The following is a 15,251-nucleotide window of genomic DNA, read 5'->3' on the forward strand; positions in this document are numbered from 1 at the left end:
GTGATTGCCTACTACTTATAACCGCGTACTTCGTGCCTCGCAACCGCTGGCGACCCTTGACTGACCGATCGGTCAGGGGTAGCGTGCGTAGACACTACGCCCTTGCGGGTGCGGCGTTCGTTGTTGGCGCGAGAGAGGATCATCAGAGTGATCAGCGCACGTGGTCTGACGAAGCGATACGGCGACGTCGTCGCGGTCGACGACCTGACGTTCGACGTGGAACCGGGGCGCGTCACCGGATTCCTGGGGCCCAACGGCGCTGGGAAATCGACCACCATGCGGATGATTCTCGGTTTGGACGCGCCCACTGCCGGCGAAGCGACCGTCGCGGGCCGGAAGTACCGCGACCTGGAGAATCCGACGAAGTACGTCGGCGCGCTCCTCGACCCGGAAGCGGTGAACACCGGACGCACCGCCCGGGCACACCTGTCGTGGATCGCGCGTGCTGCGGCAATCCCCAAGAGCCGCATCGACGAGACGCTCGAGACGGTCGGCATCGCGGACGCCGCCGACCGGCGGATCGGCGAGTTCTCGTTGGGGATGCGGCAACGCCTCTCGATCGCCGCGGCGATCCTGGACGAGCCGGAGATCCTCATCCTGGACGAGCCCTTGAACGGCCTCGACCCGCAAGGCATCGTGTGGCTGCGCGATCTGCTTCGCCGCCATGCTGCCGCCGGCGGAACGGTTCTGATCTCCAGCCATCTCATGAACGAGATGCAGAAGACCGCCGATCACGTGATCGTGATCGCCCAGGGCCGGCTCGTCGTCAGCGAGTCCCTCGACGAGTTCGAACGCCGGGCCGAGACATCGGTGACCATCAAGTCCCCACAGATCGACCGGTTGGAGCCGGTGCTGCGCAGCCACGCAGGAGCGGACGTGAGCCGAATACCCGGCGGACTATCGGTGACCGGGATCCCTCCGCTGACGATCGGCGAGATCGCCCTCGACGAGCGCGTGGTCCTCGAGGAATTGACTCCGCGGGCCACGAGCCTCGAGGACCAGTTCCTGGCCATGACCCAGAATCTGGACCGCGGACCGGCACCCGCAGGGGTGAGCCCGCGATCCGACGAGGTCGGCGTCCCGGGCGGTCCGGCGTGACCGCGGCGTCGGCGCAGGCGCGGCCTGCGGCATCCGGCGGAGTTCCCGGCCTGCCGCAGACGATCGCCTCCGAGTTCACGAAGTACTCGACCCTGCGCGCATCGAAGGTGAATCTGTTCTTCGCAGTGTTCGTCTGTGCCGCGGTGGCGGCGGTGGTGAGTTCCACACTCAGCGTGACCCGGACCGAGCCGGTGGATTCCATCCCCGCGGTCGACGTCTTCACCGTGCCGCTCTTGGGTCTCGACGCGGCAGGAATCGTGCTGCTCATCGGAGCCGCGGCGTTCTTCGGTGCGGAGTTCACCAAGCGACAGGGAACGGTGACCTTCGCCGTGACCCCCCGCAGGGTGCGTGTACTCGTCGCGAAGGTCGTGGTCACCGTCGCCGTCGGTATCGTCGTGGGCATCGTCGATGCGATCGTGGCGGTCTCGCTGGGCCGTGCGATCGGGGCGCACACGGGTGCACAACAGTTGCCGCTCAGTGACCCCGCTGCCGTCCGGCTCCTGCTCACGACGCCGTTTCAGCCGGTGTACTACGCAGTCCTCGTCGGCCTGTTCGCCGTAGCTCTGCGGTCCTCGGCGGGAGCGATCGGTCTGGGCTTCGTGGTCATGTTGGTCGCGCCCGCGATCGCCGGCGCTCTGCCCGGCCAGATCGCGCAGGTCGTCGCCCCCCTGCTCCCCCGCGCCGGGTTCGACACGCTCGCCGGAGTGGCGAAGATCGGGGCGCCGGAACATGTTCCGGTCTGGTGGGCCCTGCTCATGATGGCCGGTTGGCTCGTCGTGGCGTGGCTCCTCGCTGTTCGTAGACTCCGGAGCCACGATGTCTGAGTCGGCGCCGCAGGCGCAGTCCACGGTCCCCGCACCGGCCACCCGCAGCCCCGGGCTCTGGGACGTGATGCTCAGCGAGTATCTCAAGATCGTCTCGGTGCGCAGCTTCCGGTGGATCCTGCTGTCCACCCCCGTGATCACGGCGATCATCTCCCTGGTCTGCGGTACCACGCTGCCGCAGACCACGGGGAAGTCGTTGTCGGACTACCCGCCGGCGAATCAGTTGGCGGCGTTCCTCTACGGCGCGTACGCGGTGACGATCGTGATGTTCGTCTTCGCGGCGTTGGTGGTGTCCTCCGAGTATTCGACGAAGGGCGCCATCACCACCGCCATCATCACCCCGCGACGCGGGCGTGTTTTCGTCGCGAAGATCGCGGTGATCGCTGTGTTGAGCTGGGCCGTCGGGCTGCTCGCCGTCGCGATCTGCGTGGCGATCGGCACGGCGGCCACGGGCGGCGAGCTCGATGTGGTCGGAAACGGCCTCGTCCGAAACGCGTTCTGGTTCTCGCTACAGCCGGTGTTCTATTCCGTCTTCGCCGCGCTCGTCGTTCTGATCCACCGCAGCCTCGGGTGGGGAATCAGCGCCACCGTCGGGGTTTTCGCCGTCATCCCGCTTCTGCTCCGGGCGATGCCGACCGCCGTGGACGCGGCTCTGAAGCCGTTCACCCCCGTCGCCGCGCTGCACAGTATCGCGGGGACGCCGGTACCCGGCAGCACCGAGGACATCGGTGCCCTCGGCGGTGTCGCCGTCCTCGTGGGCTGGATCGCCGTCTTCAGCCTGCTGGCATGGCGCAGATTTTCCCGGACCGACGTGTGAGGTGAGCCATGACTGAGAACACGATCCGGCGCGCAGGCGCAGACGGTGCGGTATCCCCGCACGCGATGCCGCGTGCCCTGCGGTGGGCGCGATGGCTCCTCATCGCGGTATCGATCGGGCATGCCGCCGCCATCGTGGCCGTGATAGCGCTCCGGGAATCGATCCGAGCGGACATCGTGCTCGCGCATCCCGAGTACACCGCCACCGAGGCCTCTCGGATGGTGCTCCTGGAGCTCATCCGCACGGGCTCGTTCCACCTGCTCCTCGTGGTGGTGTGCGCGATCTATGCGATCAAGCTGCCCGCTGGACGGCCACGGGTCGTGCGCATCATCATCATCTCTCAGGTCCTGTCACTGATCTTCGGTGGATTCACCATTGCGACGGCACCGTCAGCCCTGATCCCCGTGCAGGTCCCGTTCGTCATCGCGGCTGTGGTGATCCTGATCCTGTTCGCCCGGCCGGAGTCTCGTGCCTATCTGGCCGAGCGCCGCGCCGTCGAACGCGCGTCGTCCGCGTAGCCGATGATCCGCGCAATCCCGCGGTGGCGGACGAGTACCGGTGCGGTCCTCATCACCCTCGCGGCCGGCCTGGTGTGCCTGCTCGTCGTCGACCTCGCGGGACTGGACACCACCTGGTGGGCGCTCGGCGCGATCGGGCTCGCCCAGGCATCGGTGGCTCTGTGGTCGTGGTCGCGCATCACCCACGAGCAGCGGACTCGTCGCGTGGACCTCGTCCTGTTGTACGTGTTCCTGTTCACGCTCTGGGGATTCGTTCTGATCAACGACCACGCGGTGATCCCCTACTCCGCCGTCTTCGTCCTGGGAGTCGTGGCATTCGTGGTCGCGGGACCGTTGACCACCCTTGTCCAGCGGGTAGCCGCGGGAACGACCGATCGCCCCGCGGGGCCGATCGCCGCCGCGGCACCCGGGGCGCACAACCGAACCCGGTATCCGCTCGACGTCGTGCGCGCACTCGGCGGCCTCTGGGTTCTCGCCTACCACTGCTACGACAATCAGCGCTCGGGCATCATCGGGGGCATCGCCACCACGGTGGAACTGAGCGATCGCATCGCCAAGGCCAGCGACTTCGCAGTGTCGATGTTCTTCGTGATCAGTGGCTTCGTGATCTTCCTGCCTCTTGCCCGCAACGCGCTCGCGGGAAAGCCGCTGCGCAGCGGGCGTCGACTGATGCTGCACCGCGTTGCCCGCCTCCTGCCGCTCTACATCGCGGTGATCGTCGCCGTCTGGGTGGTCACCAATCCGGTGCTGCCGGGCCGCTGGACGGATCTCGCACTGCATCTGACGATGCTGCAGGTCTACCGCGACGACAGCATCTTCTCCATCAACGGCCCCGCCTGGTCGCTGGCGGTGGAGTTCCACTTCTACCTGGCGATGGCCCTCGCGACGCCCCTGCTGGCGTGGGCGTGCACGCGGCTGCCGCGGCGGTGGAGATTCGGGGTGCTGTGGGCAGTGCCCGTGGGACTCATCGCCGTCGGGGTGTGGTGGGCGTCCTTCGTGGGTCCGCGGTATCGGTTGGGCACATCGGATTCGATGTGGTTCGGCCCGCTCTCCAAGGCCGCGATCTTCGGCCTCGGGTGCGCACTCGCCCTCATCGTCGCCAGCGGAGGCGTGGTGCGCCGTCCGCTCTGGCGCGGGACGATGTTCGTGTTCGGGACACTGATCGTGGTGATGTCCGCCAGCGCGATGCAACCACCGAAGGTGAACCCGAGGCCGGACGAACTGTACGTGAACACGGTGGAAGCGTCGTTCTTCCTGAACTTCCATGCCGTCGCGGCATTCTTCATCATCGGTGCCATCGTGCTGGCCCCTGCGGGCGTGTCGCCGCGGTGGCTGCACTGGCGGCCGCTCGTGGCCGTGGGGACGTGGAGTTACGGGCTCTACCTGCTCCATGAACCGGTGATCCGGCTCCTACGCTGGCTGCACCTTCTCCCACCCCAGATGGGTGGTCGGTGGGACTGGCTGATCTCGACGGCGATAGTCGCTCCGATATCGATTGCCCTGGCCTACCTGAGTTTCCGCACCATTGAGCGGTCCGGAATGGCGGTACTACGGGTCATCGAGCGTCGTCAGGCCACACCGGAACGGATGAGCGCATGACACGGCGCACCGGCCTTCTCCCGCTCCTCATCGCGCTCACACTGGCATCGCCGGGCCCGGGCCAGGCGAACGCCGCACCCGGTCGCGATCTGGGAAGCGCGACCGCACATCAGAGGATCGGCGGCGTCACCGTCACCCTCTCCCTCACCAACCACTTCTCGACCGCCGCGCCCGCGATGGTGGCGCTTCCCAGCACGCGCAACGCCTGGGTGTCCGGGGCTCTGGCGGTGAAGGTCGACCGGAGCGGAACCGCACCGATCTCCGGCACACTGGTCGCCGGGTACCTGATCGGGTGCCAGGCCGATATCGGTACCGCAACCGCTTCTCTCACGGCCAACGTCGACTCGGGGGCGCAATGGACGGATGGCAGAGGCTCGATCCGGCCGACTGCCACCGCACGCACGGGAGGCACCGTCGCGCTCGCGACAGGCACGGTGGGCGCCCAGATCCTCACCTACGACCCGCCGACCGCACCCCGCGCGGGCGCCGAGGTGGTGCCCACCGCTCCGTGGGGTGCCGCGAGCCCGGGCTACTTCTTCTTCGGGCCGACGGGCTCGCTGACGTATCAGGATCAGACGATCGGCGTGGACGGGTGTCTGGGGCGGGCGCAGGCGAAATTCTTCGCCGTAGCCGCCGTCCGGGTCGGCAACTCCGAGGTGAATCTCAATCTTTGGGGAAAGACCTTCGACCTGACATGACCGAGGCGCGGAATTGGTGCGATTACCACATGTATGATGAACCGAGCGGAAGTGCTGCGAAAACAACGACGTATCCGTCAATTGTGTTACGACTCGGAAACAACTGCGAATGAGGCCATCGGTGCAATCCCCGGATTCAATACCGCGCCAGGAACAAATCATCCAGACGGTGATCAGTTTGATCGCCGAACACGGATACGCGTACACCTCCTTGCAACGAATCGCGGATGCGGCATCGATCTCCAAGGCGACCGTTCTCTACCATTTCTCCAACAAGAACGAACTGGTGAGCGCGGCCTATGACACCGTCCTCGCCGATCTGACCGGTAGCGTCGGGAAAGCCGTCGCGGCCGCGAGTTCGCCCGCGGATGCGGTGGAGGCGTACGTCACCTCGATGGTGGGGTACTTCGCAACGAGTCCGGAACGCGCTCGGTTCCTCGTGCGGTGGCTCGAGGTCTCGGATTCGGGGGTAGGGGTGTCGCGCAACAGCGCCGGCCGCTGGGGCCCCTTGGCGGAACTGATCACCCAGGCCCAGAAGAGTGGCCAGTATTCGCCGTCGATCGACCCCCGAGCGCACGCAGTCGCCCTCGGGGGCGTCGTGGATGCGCTGATCAATGAATCGCACGCCGACCCCACGTTCGCCCTCGACGCCTGTACGGCAACACTGCTCTTCTTCACGCGCTCGACCGCTGACGGCCGGGCGCTCGACACCGATGCGCCGCGTCCGAGCCCGTAGCAGCGGCCTACGCGGGACCGATCAGGGCCTCGATGGCATCCTCGGCCTGCGCCGGGGTCAACTGCCCCACCAGCGTGCGGTAGGCGATCCCGTCCGCGGCCGCGAGCACGGTGCGGGCGCGGATCCGATCGCCGTCGAGCAGGGCGGTCGCGTGATCCTCCGTGCCCTGTAGGACGGTGTTCACGATCGCACTGATGGACGGGTCCGTGATGGCCTCGGCGAGATACGTGTACCAGACCTTCGATCCCCGCCTTTCCGCTTCCGAACGAGGAATCGCGTGGGTGAGGAGGCGGTTGAGCGAATCACGCGGAGACGACGATTCGGTGAGCGTATCCTGGGCGAGCCTGATCAAGGATTCCAGAGAATGCCGCAGAATCTCGTCACGCGAACGAAAGTAATGTTGTACCCGTCCCATCGAAATTCCACCGTGATTGGCGATCGACCGGAGCGTGACCGCCGCGATCCCTTCATCGGCGATGATCTCCCAAACGATCTGGTCGATCTCAGCGCGACGTTGAGATGCATCGACATTTCGTGGCACGCACCAAGTATATCCCGCAGGGTGTGCAATCGACCTCTACTGCCTGCCCCCGCCCCTCCGGTAGAACACCACCGCCGCGGCGCCGAAGATCGCCAGCCACACCGCGACGTTGGCGATCGCTCCCAGGAGGGAGACGTGCTCGCCCGAGAACTGCGCGCCCTCGTTGAGCGGGTACCTGGCCAGGGTCGCCACCCCGTACATCGGCGTGAGCTTCGCGAACGCGAGCGCGGCACCCGACAGCGGGAGGAACAGGTTTCCGGCGAGGGCCAGCGCCGTCATCAGCAGACCCGGCATGTGCAGCACGATCTCGGGCTTGAAGGCGAGACCGAGCGCCAGGCCGAGCGCGGCGAAGACCGCCGAGCCGATCCACGCCGCCAGCAGCGACAGCACCCACACCTGCGGCTGCGCATGCGCCCCGGTCGCGGCGCCCACTACTGCGACCACGATCACCGGTAGCGCGGCCACCGCCATCGAGCTGACGATCTTGGTGGCGATGTACGCCTCGGGACGCAACGGAGTCAGGCGCAGCGTGCGCATCCAGCCCACCGAGCGCTCGACGGAGACCGCCGCCGCGGTCGTGGTACCGGCGGCCGCGGCGCCGTAGACCGCCATGCCGATCATCATCCAGGCGGCGAAGTCGCCGTGCGCGAGTTGCGCGTCGAATCCGGAGCGCTGCTTATACAGCGCCAGGTAGAGCACGGCGGGCAGGGCAAGGGTGAAAATCAGAGTCTGCCGGTTCCGCAGCAGGCGGCGGACCTCCAACTGCAGGAATCGGGCGTTGAGGCCGGTACGTGCCGCGTGATCGGCGGTCATCGGGCTACCTCTCCGTCGGCGGTGAGCTGAACGAAGACCTCTTCGAGGCCGAGGCTCACCGCCTCGAGTTCGCGCGCATCGGTCCGGGTGAGAAGGAAACGCACCAGATCGTCCGACGATGCCTTTCCCGGGGAGCCGTGTCGGTGTGTGGCGAACACCGTACGGTCGCCTCGGATTTCGACTATTCGTGTGCCGGGCACGGTGTGCAGCGCGGCATCGGCACCGGCGCGCGAGACGACCGCCGAGACGGCCCGCCCCGAGGTACGGGCGCGGACCTCGGCGGTGGTGCCGTCGGCGACGACACGGCCCCGGGCCACCATCACGACGCGATCGGCGAAGTGGTCCGCCTCGTCGAGGTAGTGGGTGGCGAAGAGCACCGTGGTACCCCGCGCGGCGTCGGCTCGCACATCGGCCCAGAACCGGCGGCGAGCATCGACATCCATACCGGCGGTGGGCTCGTCGAGAATCAGCAGATCGGGGTCCGAGAGCAATGCGAGCGCGAATCGCAGGCTCTGCTGCTGGCCACCGGAGCACGTCGACACCGTGCGCTGCCGCACCTCATCGAGGCCGGCGCGGCGGATCACTTCTTCGGAATCGGCGCCGGGGAACAGTGAGGCGATCACGTCGACGGTGGCTTGCACGGTGAGAGCGGGAAGCAGCCCACCGGACTGCATCACGGCGGCCACGCGGCCGGACCGGACTGCGTCCTCGGGCGTGAGCCCGAGGACCTGCACGCGACCGGCGTCGGGCCGGGTCAGACCGAGGATCATATCGATTGTGGTGCTCTTTCCAGCGCCGTTGGGGCCGAGGAAGGCCACCACCTCTCCGGGCTGGACGGTGAGGTCGATGCCGTCGACAGCGAGGAATCGCTCGCCGCCGGTCGTGGTGAATCCCTTGGTGAGTCCACGGATGTCGAGGGCTGCCACGCCGGAAGCGACACCGGCGAAGGCACTGTAGGCACTGGTCATGGAAGTGATTCTGGGCGGTCAGCGACGCCCGCACCTCCATCGCCGGGTGGAGATCCGGGTGGAGAACGCGGCGCCACCGCTCACCCGCAACTCCGATGCGTCAGGCCCCGGCGGCGCGGGCCGCGATGCGCGCCTGTACCTCGGGGCGGCGCAGCGGCGGCACCGTCTTGGGCGGCTGGCGCCGTGCGGGCAGCGCGTCGAGCAGTTCCTCCGTGGCGGCGGTGACCTTCGCGACGGCCTTCTCGAAGGCCTCGCGATTGGCATCGCTCACCTTCTGCACGCCCGAGACCTTGCGCACGTACTGCCGCGCGGCGGCCTCGATCTCCTCGTCGGTGGCGGCGGGTTCGAGTCCCCGCAGTTCAGTGATGTTCCGGCACATACCTCGACGGTAGTCCCGGCGCGGCCGCGCGTCAGCCGATCAGTGCCGTCACCTCGTCGGCACAACCCCAGCTCAGGGTGACGCCGGCGCCGCCGTGGCCGTAGCAGTGGACCACCTCGCCCACGCGTTCGAGGCGGACCGTCGGCCGAGCCGGGCGCAAGCCGATGTTGTGCCCGATCACCCGCGCCCCGGCGAGTTCGGGAACAAGGGTGCGGGCGCGCTCGACGATGGCCTCGGCGGTCACCGGGTCGACGGTCAGGTCTTCGGCACCGTGGTCCTCGGTGCCGCCGACCACGATGTCGCGGCTGCGCGGGATGACGTAGGTGGTCACGCCGGAGTCGAGAGAGGAGTCGTCGATCCACCAGCGGTCCAGTCCGATCTGTTCGAGATAGACGACCTGCCCACGTACGGCTTCCATCGACGCGTCGCCCACGAGATCACGGGCGCCGAGACCGGTGGCGTTGACGATCGGCCCGTCGAGGTCGTCGAGCGAAGTCACGGTCCGCTGTTCGACGGTGCCGCCCAGCTCACACACCCGCCCGGCGAGCCACGGCAGGTAGATCGGCATCTCGATCACGGGCGCGACGAAGCTCCAGCCCTCCGCGTAGCCGGGGCGGGGCTCGGCGACCCGGTGCACCTCGGGAACCGCAACGCTCCACCACGGCTCTCCCACCGGCTGCCGGAAGATCTCAGTGCCGGATGTCATCACCACGCCGTCGGCTCCGCGCTCGGCGAGGGAGGTGAACTCGGCGAGCGCGGCGGCCGACCAGCCGGCGACCCGGTCGCGCGGTTCGACGAGGTAGGGCTCCCAGACCGCCGCAGCAACGGCGGAGGTGAGGTCGGGGGCGAGGTCGCGGCCGTATACCCGTACGGTATGCCCGGCTTCCAACAACCGCACCGCACAGGACAACCCGATCACACCGGCGCCCACCACCGTCACATCAGACACGCCGGTCAGTCTCGCACAGCGGCAGTGTCGCGGCGTAGCGATCGGCGGCCTCACACACGCGTTCCCGGTCGCCGGTGGTCAGCAAGTCCAGGAGAAGGCCGCGGAAGGTGGCGATCGCCAAGGTGATCGCGGTGTCGCCGGGCGCACGACGGGCCGCGGCGGCGAGGGCGATCCGCCAGTCATCGACCACGTGGCCCAGGAAGTCGTCGAATCGGTCCGGGTGCTGCAATGCCTGTCCATAGGCGGCGTAGAAGGTGCGGAAGTAGGCCTCGTTCTCCGGGGCCGATCCGTACCGCCACACCCGCCGGAATGCGGCGGGGAGTCCGGGCTCACCGTCGATCACGTCCAGGCTCAAGCGATTCCGGATCCGGTCGAGTACTGCCTGCACCAGCTGTTCCTTCGAACCGAAATGGTGGGTGAGTGTGCTGGTGGATACCCCGAGCGAGGCGGCGAGCGGGCGCAACGAAAGGTCCGCGAGACCGTGCGCGACAACCACATCGACAGCGGCGTCGAGCAGCTGTGCGCGACGCGCGTGATCCACGGGCCGACCCATCGAACCTCCTTGCGGATTCCTTAAGTTTGTAGGTGCAGTTGATTCGTGATGAATTACGTTCGGCTGTAGCCCGGGTGGGCCGGGTGTGGCCGTTGCTGCTTTGCCGGCCTGTCGTGGTGCGGCTTGAAAGGATTGGCCGCCCGGCCTGCCTGGACGTCCTCGGGCCGCTGATTGAGATCTGCGAGTGATCGCTTGTTTAAGGAAATGCTGGCGAGGTTGTCCATCGGGTTCTCACTGGTAGACAAGCGAATAGGAGCGCAGAGATGGCCGGTCCGGATCGATGGTGGGTGGGAGTTGACGTCGGCAAGGAGTTCCACTGGGTCGCGGTCTGTGATGACGCCGGCAAGGTGGTCTCCTCCCGCAAGGTGGTCAACGACGAAGCTGCGATCGCCACGGTGATCGCCGAGGTTGATGGCCGCGGCGGAACGGTGTCGTGGACTGTGGACTTGATCAGCCCCTATGCGACGTTGTTGTTGACGATGCTCGCCGCCGCAGGGCACTCGGTGCGGTACCTGACCGGCCGCGCGGTGTGGCAGGCATCGGTGGTTTACCGCGGCGGCGAAGCGAAGAGCGATGCCAAAGACGCCCGCGTCATCGCTGATCAGGGACGGATGCGTGGTGATGATCTGCCACTGCTGACTCCGGCTGATGGCCTGGTCACGGAGCTGGCGATGCTCACCGCCCACCGGTCGGATTTGGTCGCGGACCGCACCCGCACGATCAACCGGCTGCGTCAGCAGCTGGTCTCGGTAAGTCCCGCGCTCGAGCGCGCCGCGGAACCGACTGCCGACCGTGGCTGGGTGAGGCTGCTGGCCCGCTACCAGCGCCCGAAAGTGCTGCGCCGAACTGGTGTCGTAAGGCTGACCCGCATGCTCTCCGACGCTGGTGTGCGTAACGCCGGCAAGATCGCCGAAGCTGCAGTCGAGGCGGCGAAAGCGCAAACCGTGGCACTGCCCGGGGAGGATGTCGCCGCCGCGCTGGTTGCTGAGCTCGCGCAGGGGGTGATCGACCTCGATACGCGGATTAAGAACGTCGATGCCGCCATCGAGGAGCGATTTCGCCGACACCCTCTGGCCGAAGCGATCGTGAGCCTGCCCGGCATGGGCTTTCGTCTCGGTGCTGAATTCCTCGCTGCCGTCGGAGATCCCAGCCGAATCGTCTCCGCTGATCACCTCGCGGCGTGGGCCGGCCTGGCCCCGGTTTCCAAGGACTCCGGCAAGCGCACCGGCAGGCTGTGCACCCCCAAGCGCTATCACCGCGGACTGCGACGAGTGATGTACATGTCCGCGGTCACCGCCACCCGCTGCGACCCCGAATCCCGGGCCTACTACCAACGCAAACGGTCCCAGGGAAAGAAACACATTCCCGCGACGATCTGCCTGGCCCGAAAGCGCGTCAACGTTCTCTACGCCCTCATCCGCGACAACCGCACCTGGCAGCCCACCGCACCGCAAATCACGGCCTCGGCTGCTTGACAGCTTCATTGAGAATCCTTTCCCGCATCCTGCCATTTCTGTCACGATCGTTCTAGGAATTGAAGAGAACGGAGCACCACCATGCGATTGACCGACGACGACATCTTTGCGATGGCACCGTTCGCACGCACCTTGGGAGTGAGGTTCCCCGCGATCGACACCGCGGAGGTCCGCGCCGAACTCGATCTCGCACCGCCACTGTCCACAATGGGCGGTGGCTTGCACGGCGGCGCCATCATGAGCCTGTGCGACCTGGCTGCGGCCGTGCTCGTCGGCCTCAACCTCCCGGACGGCAGCGATTGGACCACGGTGGAGTCGCACACGCATTTCCTGAGCCCCGTGCTCGATCGCACGGCGAACGCCGTCGCCCAGCCGCTCAAACTGGGGCGCACGGTGCTCAGCGTGGAGGTCACGGTGACCGACGCCGCCGGTGTGCTGTGCGCGCGCACCTCGCAACTGTTGATCACGCGGCGTCGCACCCCGGAATCGTCCCGGGAGGACTAGGGTCGGCCGGGTGACGAAGCCTGCCGCGACACCGTCGGACTACACGTTTCTCCAGGACGCACCGCCCGGACCGTCGTTCACCCGGACCTGGCCGGTGCGCACGGGCGATGTGAATCCCGAGCGCCGGGTGCGGCTCGACGGTGTCGCTCGCTATCTGCAGGACATGGCGAACGACGAGATGTTTCATCGCGGCTTCGAGACCACCGACCCTTACTGGCTGGTGCGGCGCACCATCATCGATGTGGTGGCCCCGCTCACCTGGCCGGCCGATGTGACGCTGACCCGGTGGTGCGAGTCGACCAGCTCGCGCTGGTGCAATATGCGGATCTCCCTGCGCGACACTGCAGGCGGGCATGTGGAGACGGAGAGTTTCTGGATCCGGTTCAACGCCGATACCGGAATGCCCACGCACATCAGCGACGGCGGCATGGAGTATCTGAGCAAGCACGTCGCGGAGACCAGGCTGCGATGGAAGGCGCTCAACACCGAGGCGCCACCGGTGCCGTCGGACACCGATCGTGAGGTCGCACTCCGGGCCACCGATTACGATCCGTTCCAGCACCTGAACAACGCCTCGTACTGGCAGTTGGTGGAGGACGACCTCGACGGCGATCCGATCCTGCTGGCCCCGCATCGGGCGATCATCGAGTACCTGGCGCCACTGCCTCTCGGCTCGCGGGTACAGGTGCGCAGCCGCCGCGACGAGCAGGGCTACCGTCAATGGCTGTTCCGCCTGAACACCGACGGCGTGCCCGACCCGAAGCCCGCGGCAGCGATTTCGGTGATCCCCCTCCCGGGCGAGCCCTTCGGGCCACCGGCCCCCTTCCCGCCGAAACAGGTCGAAAAGGTCGAATGGCGCACCTGACCCGGGTCCGCCGAGACGGCATGCGGGGCGATCCCTAGACTGGCCAAGAAAATAAGTTCTTCTAATTTAAGGACTCAGTCTTGGCGTTCCGCGATATCGACACCCGCGACGGCTACAAGTGGATCGCGCTCTCCAACACCACCCTGGGCATGCTGATCGCCACGATCAACAGTTCCATCGTGCTGATCGCGCTGCCGGACATTTTCAAGGGCATCCACCTCAACCCGCTGGAACCGGGCAACACCAGCTATCTGTTGTGGATGATGATGGGTTTCCTCGTGGTCACCGCAGTGCTGGTGGTGGCCTTCGGCCGACTCGGCGACATGTTCGGCCGCGCCCGCATGTACAACATGGGCTTCGCCATCTTCACCGTCTCGTCGATATTCCTGGCGGTCACCTGGTTCGACGGCCCCGCCGCCGCACTCTGGCTGATCGCCTGGCGCGTGGTGCAGGGTGTGGGCGGCGCCTTCCTCATGGCCAACAGTTCGGCCATCCTCACCGACGCCTTCCCGCAGAATCAGCGCGGTCTCGCGCTCGGCATCAACGGCGTCGCGGCGATCGCCGGCTCGTTCCTCGGCCTGGTGATCGGCGGCGTCCTGGCGCCCGTCAACTGGCACCTGGTGTTCCTGGTGTCGGTGCCGTTCGGCGTGGTCGGCACGATCTGGGCGTATCTCAAGCTCGAGGATCGCGGCGAACGAGTCCCCGCCACCATGGACTGGTGGGGCAACACCACTTTCGCGGTCGGACTGATCGCGGTGCTGGTGGGCATCACCTACGGCATCCAGCCCTACGGCGGTGACGCGATGGGATGGGGTTCGCCGTTCGTCCTGTCCTGCCTGATCGGCGGTGCCGCGGTGCTGGCGGTGTTCTGCTACATCGAACTACGCGTGCCGGCTCCACTGTTCGACCTGCACCTGTTCCGCAGCAAGGACTTCCTGTGGGGCAACGTCGCGAACCTGTGCGGATCGTTGGGCCGCGGCGGTCTGCAGTTCATGCTGATCATCTGGCTGCAGGGAATCTGGCTGCCACAGCACGGTTACGACTACACGCAGACCCCGCTGTGGGCGGGTATCTACATGGTCCCGCTCACCGTCGGGTTCCTCCTCTCCGCCCCCGCCGCGGGCGCCCTGTCGGACCGGATCGGCGGACGGTCACTGAGCGCTGCGGGTCTGCTCATCACCGCACTCACATTCCTCGCGCTGATCGCGCTGCCGGTCGACTTCCCGTACTGGGCGTTCGCCCTGATCCTCTTCGTCAACGGGATCGGCATGGGGATGTTCGGCTCACCCAACCGCGCCGTGGTGATGAACTCGCTACCCGCCACGTCGCGCGGCTCGGGATCGGGAATGATGACCACGTTCCAGAACGCGGCCATGGTGCTCTCGATCGGCCTGTTCTTCTCGCTGATGATCGGCGGGCTCGCGGGGTCGCTGCCGGGTGCCATGTCGACGGGGCTCCAGGCGAACGGCGTGCCCGCGCAGTACGCGAGCGAGATCGCCGCACTACCTCCGGTCGCGGTGTTGTTCGCAGCCTTCCTGGGCTACAACCCGATCCAGCAGCTGCTCGGCCCGCACCTCGCTCAACTCAACCTGACCGCCGAGCAGTCCCAGCACCTGACCGGCTTGCAGTTCTTCCCCCACCTGATCTCCGAATCGTTCCGGTCGGGCCTCGAGCTCGCCTTCTCGTTCGCGGCGGTCGTCTGCCTGATCGGCGCAGTCGCGTCGCTGCTCACCGGCCGGGAGAAGCCCGACGGTGCGCCCGACGCCGAGACCCTCGCCGCGGAGGCCGACGAGGTCGACACCGAGGCCCTGTACTGAACCGCGCACGACGCCCCGCGATGAAACTGACTCCTCAGTAAGAAGTTTTGCGGTTCGCCCCAAAGCCAACCCCCAGCGCCGTAATCTCACTCCCGGC

General features: G+C 67.1%; 17 protein-coding genes. 11 read left to right on the plus strand and 6 right to left on the minus strand.

Annotation, left to right across the window (positions count from 1 at the left end; genetic code table 11):
- Window positions 1-147: 147 nt before the first annotated feature.
- The 7 genes from TPAU_RS17430 (at window position 148) to TPAU_RS17460 (ending at window position 6,290) form a co-directional block, all read left to right on the plus strand.
- Window positions 148-1,098, plus strand: a complete 951-nt coding sequence (locus tag TPAU_RS17430) for an ABC transporter ATP-binding protein (RefSeq protein ID WP_013128064.1) — start codon at window positions 148-150, stop codon at window positions 1,096-1,098.
- Complete coding sequence (locus TPAU_RS17435; protein WP_013128065.1) at window positions 1,095-1,922, plus strand: integral membrane protein; 828 nt, start codon at window positions 1,095-1,097, stop codon at window positions 1,920-1,922. The genes TPAU_RS17430 and TPAU_RS17435 overlap by 4 nt, the downstream gene beginning before the upstream one ends.
- Complete coding sequence (locus TPAU_RS17440; protein ID WP_013128066.1) at window positions 1,915-2,739, plus strand: ABC transporter permease; 825 nt, start codon at window positions 1,915-1,917, stop codon at window positions 2,737-2,739. Before TPAU_RS17435 ends, TPAU_RS17440 begins: the two co-directional genes overlap by 8 nt.
- 8 nt (window positions 2,740-2,747) lie before the next feature.
- Window positions 2,748-3,257 (plus strand): hypothetical protein, encoded by a 510-nt coding sequence (locus TPAU_RS17445; protein ID WP_013128067.1) that lies wholly within the window; start codon window positions 2,748-2,750, stop codon window positions 3,255-3,257.
- Between the two features lie 3 nt (window positions 3,258-3,260).
- On the plus strand, window positions 3,261-4,856 hold the full coding sequence (locus TPAU_RS22020) for an acyltransferase family protein (protein ID WP_013128068.1): 1,596 nt from the start codon (window positions 3,261-3,263) through the stop codon (window positions 4,854-4,856).
- A complete protein-coding gene (locus tag TPAU_RS17455) occupies window positions 4,853-5,554 on the plus strand; it encodes an MspA family porin (RefSeq protein WP_013128069.1) in 702 nt (233 codons plus the stop codon). The genes TPAU_RS22020 and TPAU_RS17455 overlap by 4 nt, the downstream gene beginning before the upstream one ends.
- Window positions 5,555-5,723: 169 nt before the next feature.
- Window positions 5,724-6,290 (plus strand): TetR/AcrR family transcriptional regulator, encoded by a 567-nt coding sequence (locus tag TPAU_RS17460; protein ID WP_049825891.1) that lies wholly within the window; start codon window positions 5,724-5,726, stop codon window positions 6,288-6,290.
- A 7-nt stretch (window positions 6,291-6,297) separates the two neighbouring features.
- Here the strand turns inward: TPAU_RS17460 and TPAU_RS17465 are convergent, their stop codons facing one another.
- The 6 genes from TPAU_RS17465 to TPAU_RS17490 all read right to left on the minus strand — a co-directional run bounded on the left by TPAU_RS17465 (window position 6,298) and on the right by TPAU_RS17490 (window position 10,493).
- Window positions 6,298-6,831, minus strand: a complete 534-nt coding sequence (locus tag TPAU_RS17465; protein WP_013128071.1) for a TetR/AcrR family transcriptional regulator — start codon at window positions 6,829-6,831, stop codon at window positions 6,298-6,300.
- Between the two features lie 36 nt (window positions 6,832-6,867).
- Window positions 6,868-7,644, minus strand: coding sequence for an ABC transporter permease (locus TPAU_RS17470; RefSeq protein WP_013128072.1), 777 nt, complete (start codon window positions 7,642-7,644; stop codon window positions 6,868-6,870).
- Window positions 7,641-8,612: an ABC transporter ATP-binding protein gene (locus TPAU_RS17475; RefSeq protein WP_013128073.1), complete on the minus strand. Its 972-nt coding sequence runs from the start codon at window positions 8,610-8,612 to the stop codon at window positions 7,641-7,643. Before TPAU_RS17475 ends, TPAU_RS17470 begins: the two co-directional genes overlap by 4 nt.
- 100 nt (window positions 8,613-8,712) lie before the next feature.
- Window positions 8,713-8,991: a DUF2277 domain-containing protein gene (locus TPAU_RS17480; RefSeq protein ID WP_013128074.1), complete on the minus strand. Its 279-nt coding sequence runs from the start codon at window positions 8,989-8,991 to the stop codon at window positions 8,713-8,715.
- Window positions 8,992-9,022: 31 nt separating this feature from the next.
- Window positions 9,023-9,940: an FAD-dependent oxidoreductase gene (locus TPAU_RS17485; RefSeq protein ID WP_013128075.1), complete on the minus strand. Its 918-nt coding sequence runs from the start codon at window positions 9,938-9,940 to the stop codon at window positions 9,023-9,025.
- Window positions 9,933-10,493 (minus strand): TetR/AcrR family transcriptional regulator, encoded by a 561-nt coding sequence (locus tag TPAU_RS17490; RefSeq protein ID WP_013128076.1) that lies wholly within the window; start codon window positions 10,491-10,493, stop codon window positions 9,933-9,935. Before TPAU_RS17490 ends, TPAU_RS17485 begins: the two co-directional genes overlap by 8 nt.
- A gap of 263 nt (window positions 10,494-10,756) precedes the next feature.
- On the opposite strand from TPAU_RS17490, the gene TPAU_RS17495 reads away from it, so the two are divergent.
- The 4 genes from TPAU_RS17495 to TPAU_RS17510 all read left to right on the plus strand — a co-directional run bounded on the left by TPAU_RS17495 (window position 10,757) and on the right by TPAU_RS17510 (window position 15,154).
- Entirely contained in the window at window positions 10,757-11,968 is a 1,212-nt protein-coding gene (locus TPAU_RS17495) for an IS110 family RNA-guided transposase (protein WP_013127436.1), read from the plus strand.
- A gap of 81 nt (window positions 11,969-12,049) precedes the next feature.
- Window positions 12,050-12,472 (plus strand): PaaI family thioesterase, encoded by a 423-nt coding sequence (locus tag TPAU_RS17500; RefSeq protein WP_013128077.1) that lies wholly within the window; start codon window positions 12,050-12,052, stop codon window positions 12,470-12,472.
- A 10-nt stretch (window positions 12,473-12,482) separates the two neighbouring features.
- A complete protein-coding gene (locus tag TPAU_RS17505) occupies window positions 12,483-13,337 on the plus strand; it encodes an acyl-[acyl-carrier-protein] thioesterase (RefSeq protein ID WP_013128078.1) in 855 nt (284 codons plus the stop codon).
- An 80-nt stretch (window positions 13,338-13,417) separates the two neighbouring features.
- Window positions 13,418-15,154: an MFS transporter gene (locus TPAU_RS17510; protein WP_013128079.1), complete on the plus strand. Its 1,737-nt coding sequence runs from the start codon at window positions 13,418-13,420 to the stop codon at window positions 15,152-15,154.
- Window positions 15,155-15,251: the final 97 nt, after the last annotated feature.

It is taken from the genome of Tsukamurella paurometabola DSM 20162, from assembly GCF_000092225.1.
Classification (GTDB): Bacteria; Actinomycetota; Actinomycetes; order Mycobacteriales; family Mycobacteriaceae; genus Tsukamurella; species Tsukamurella paurometabola.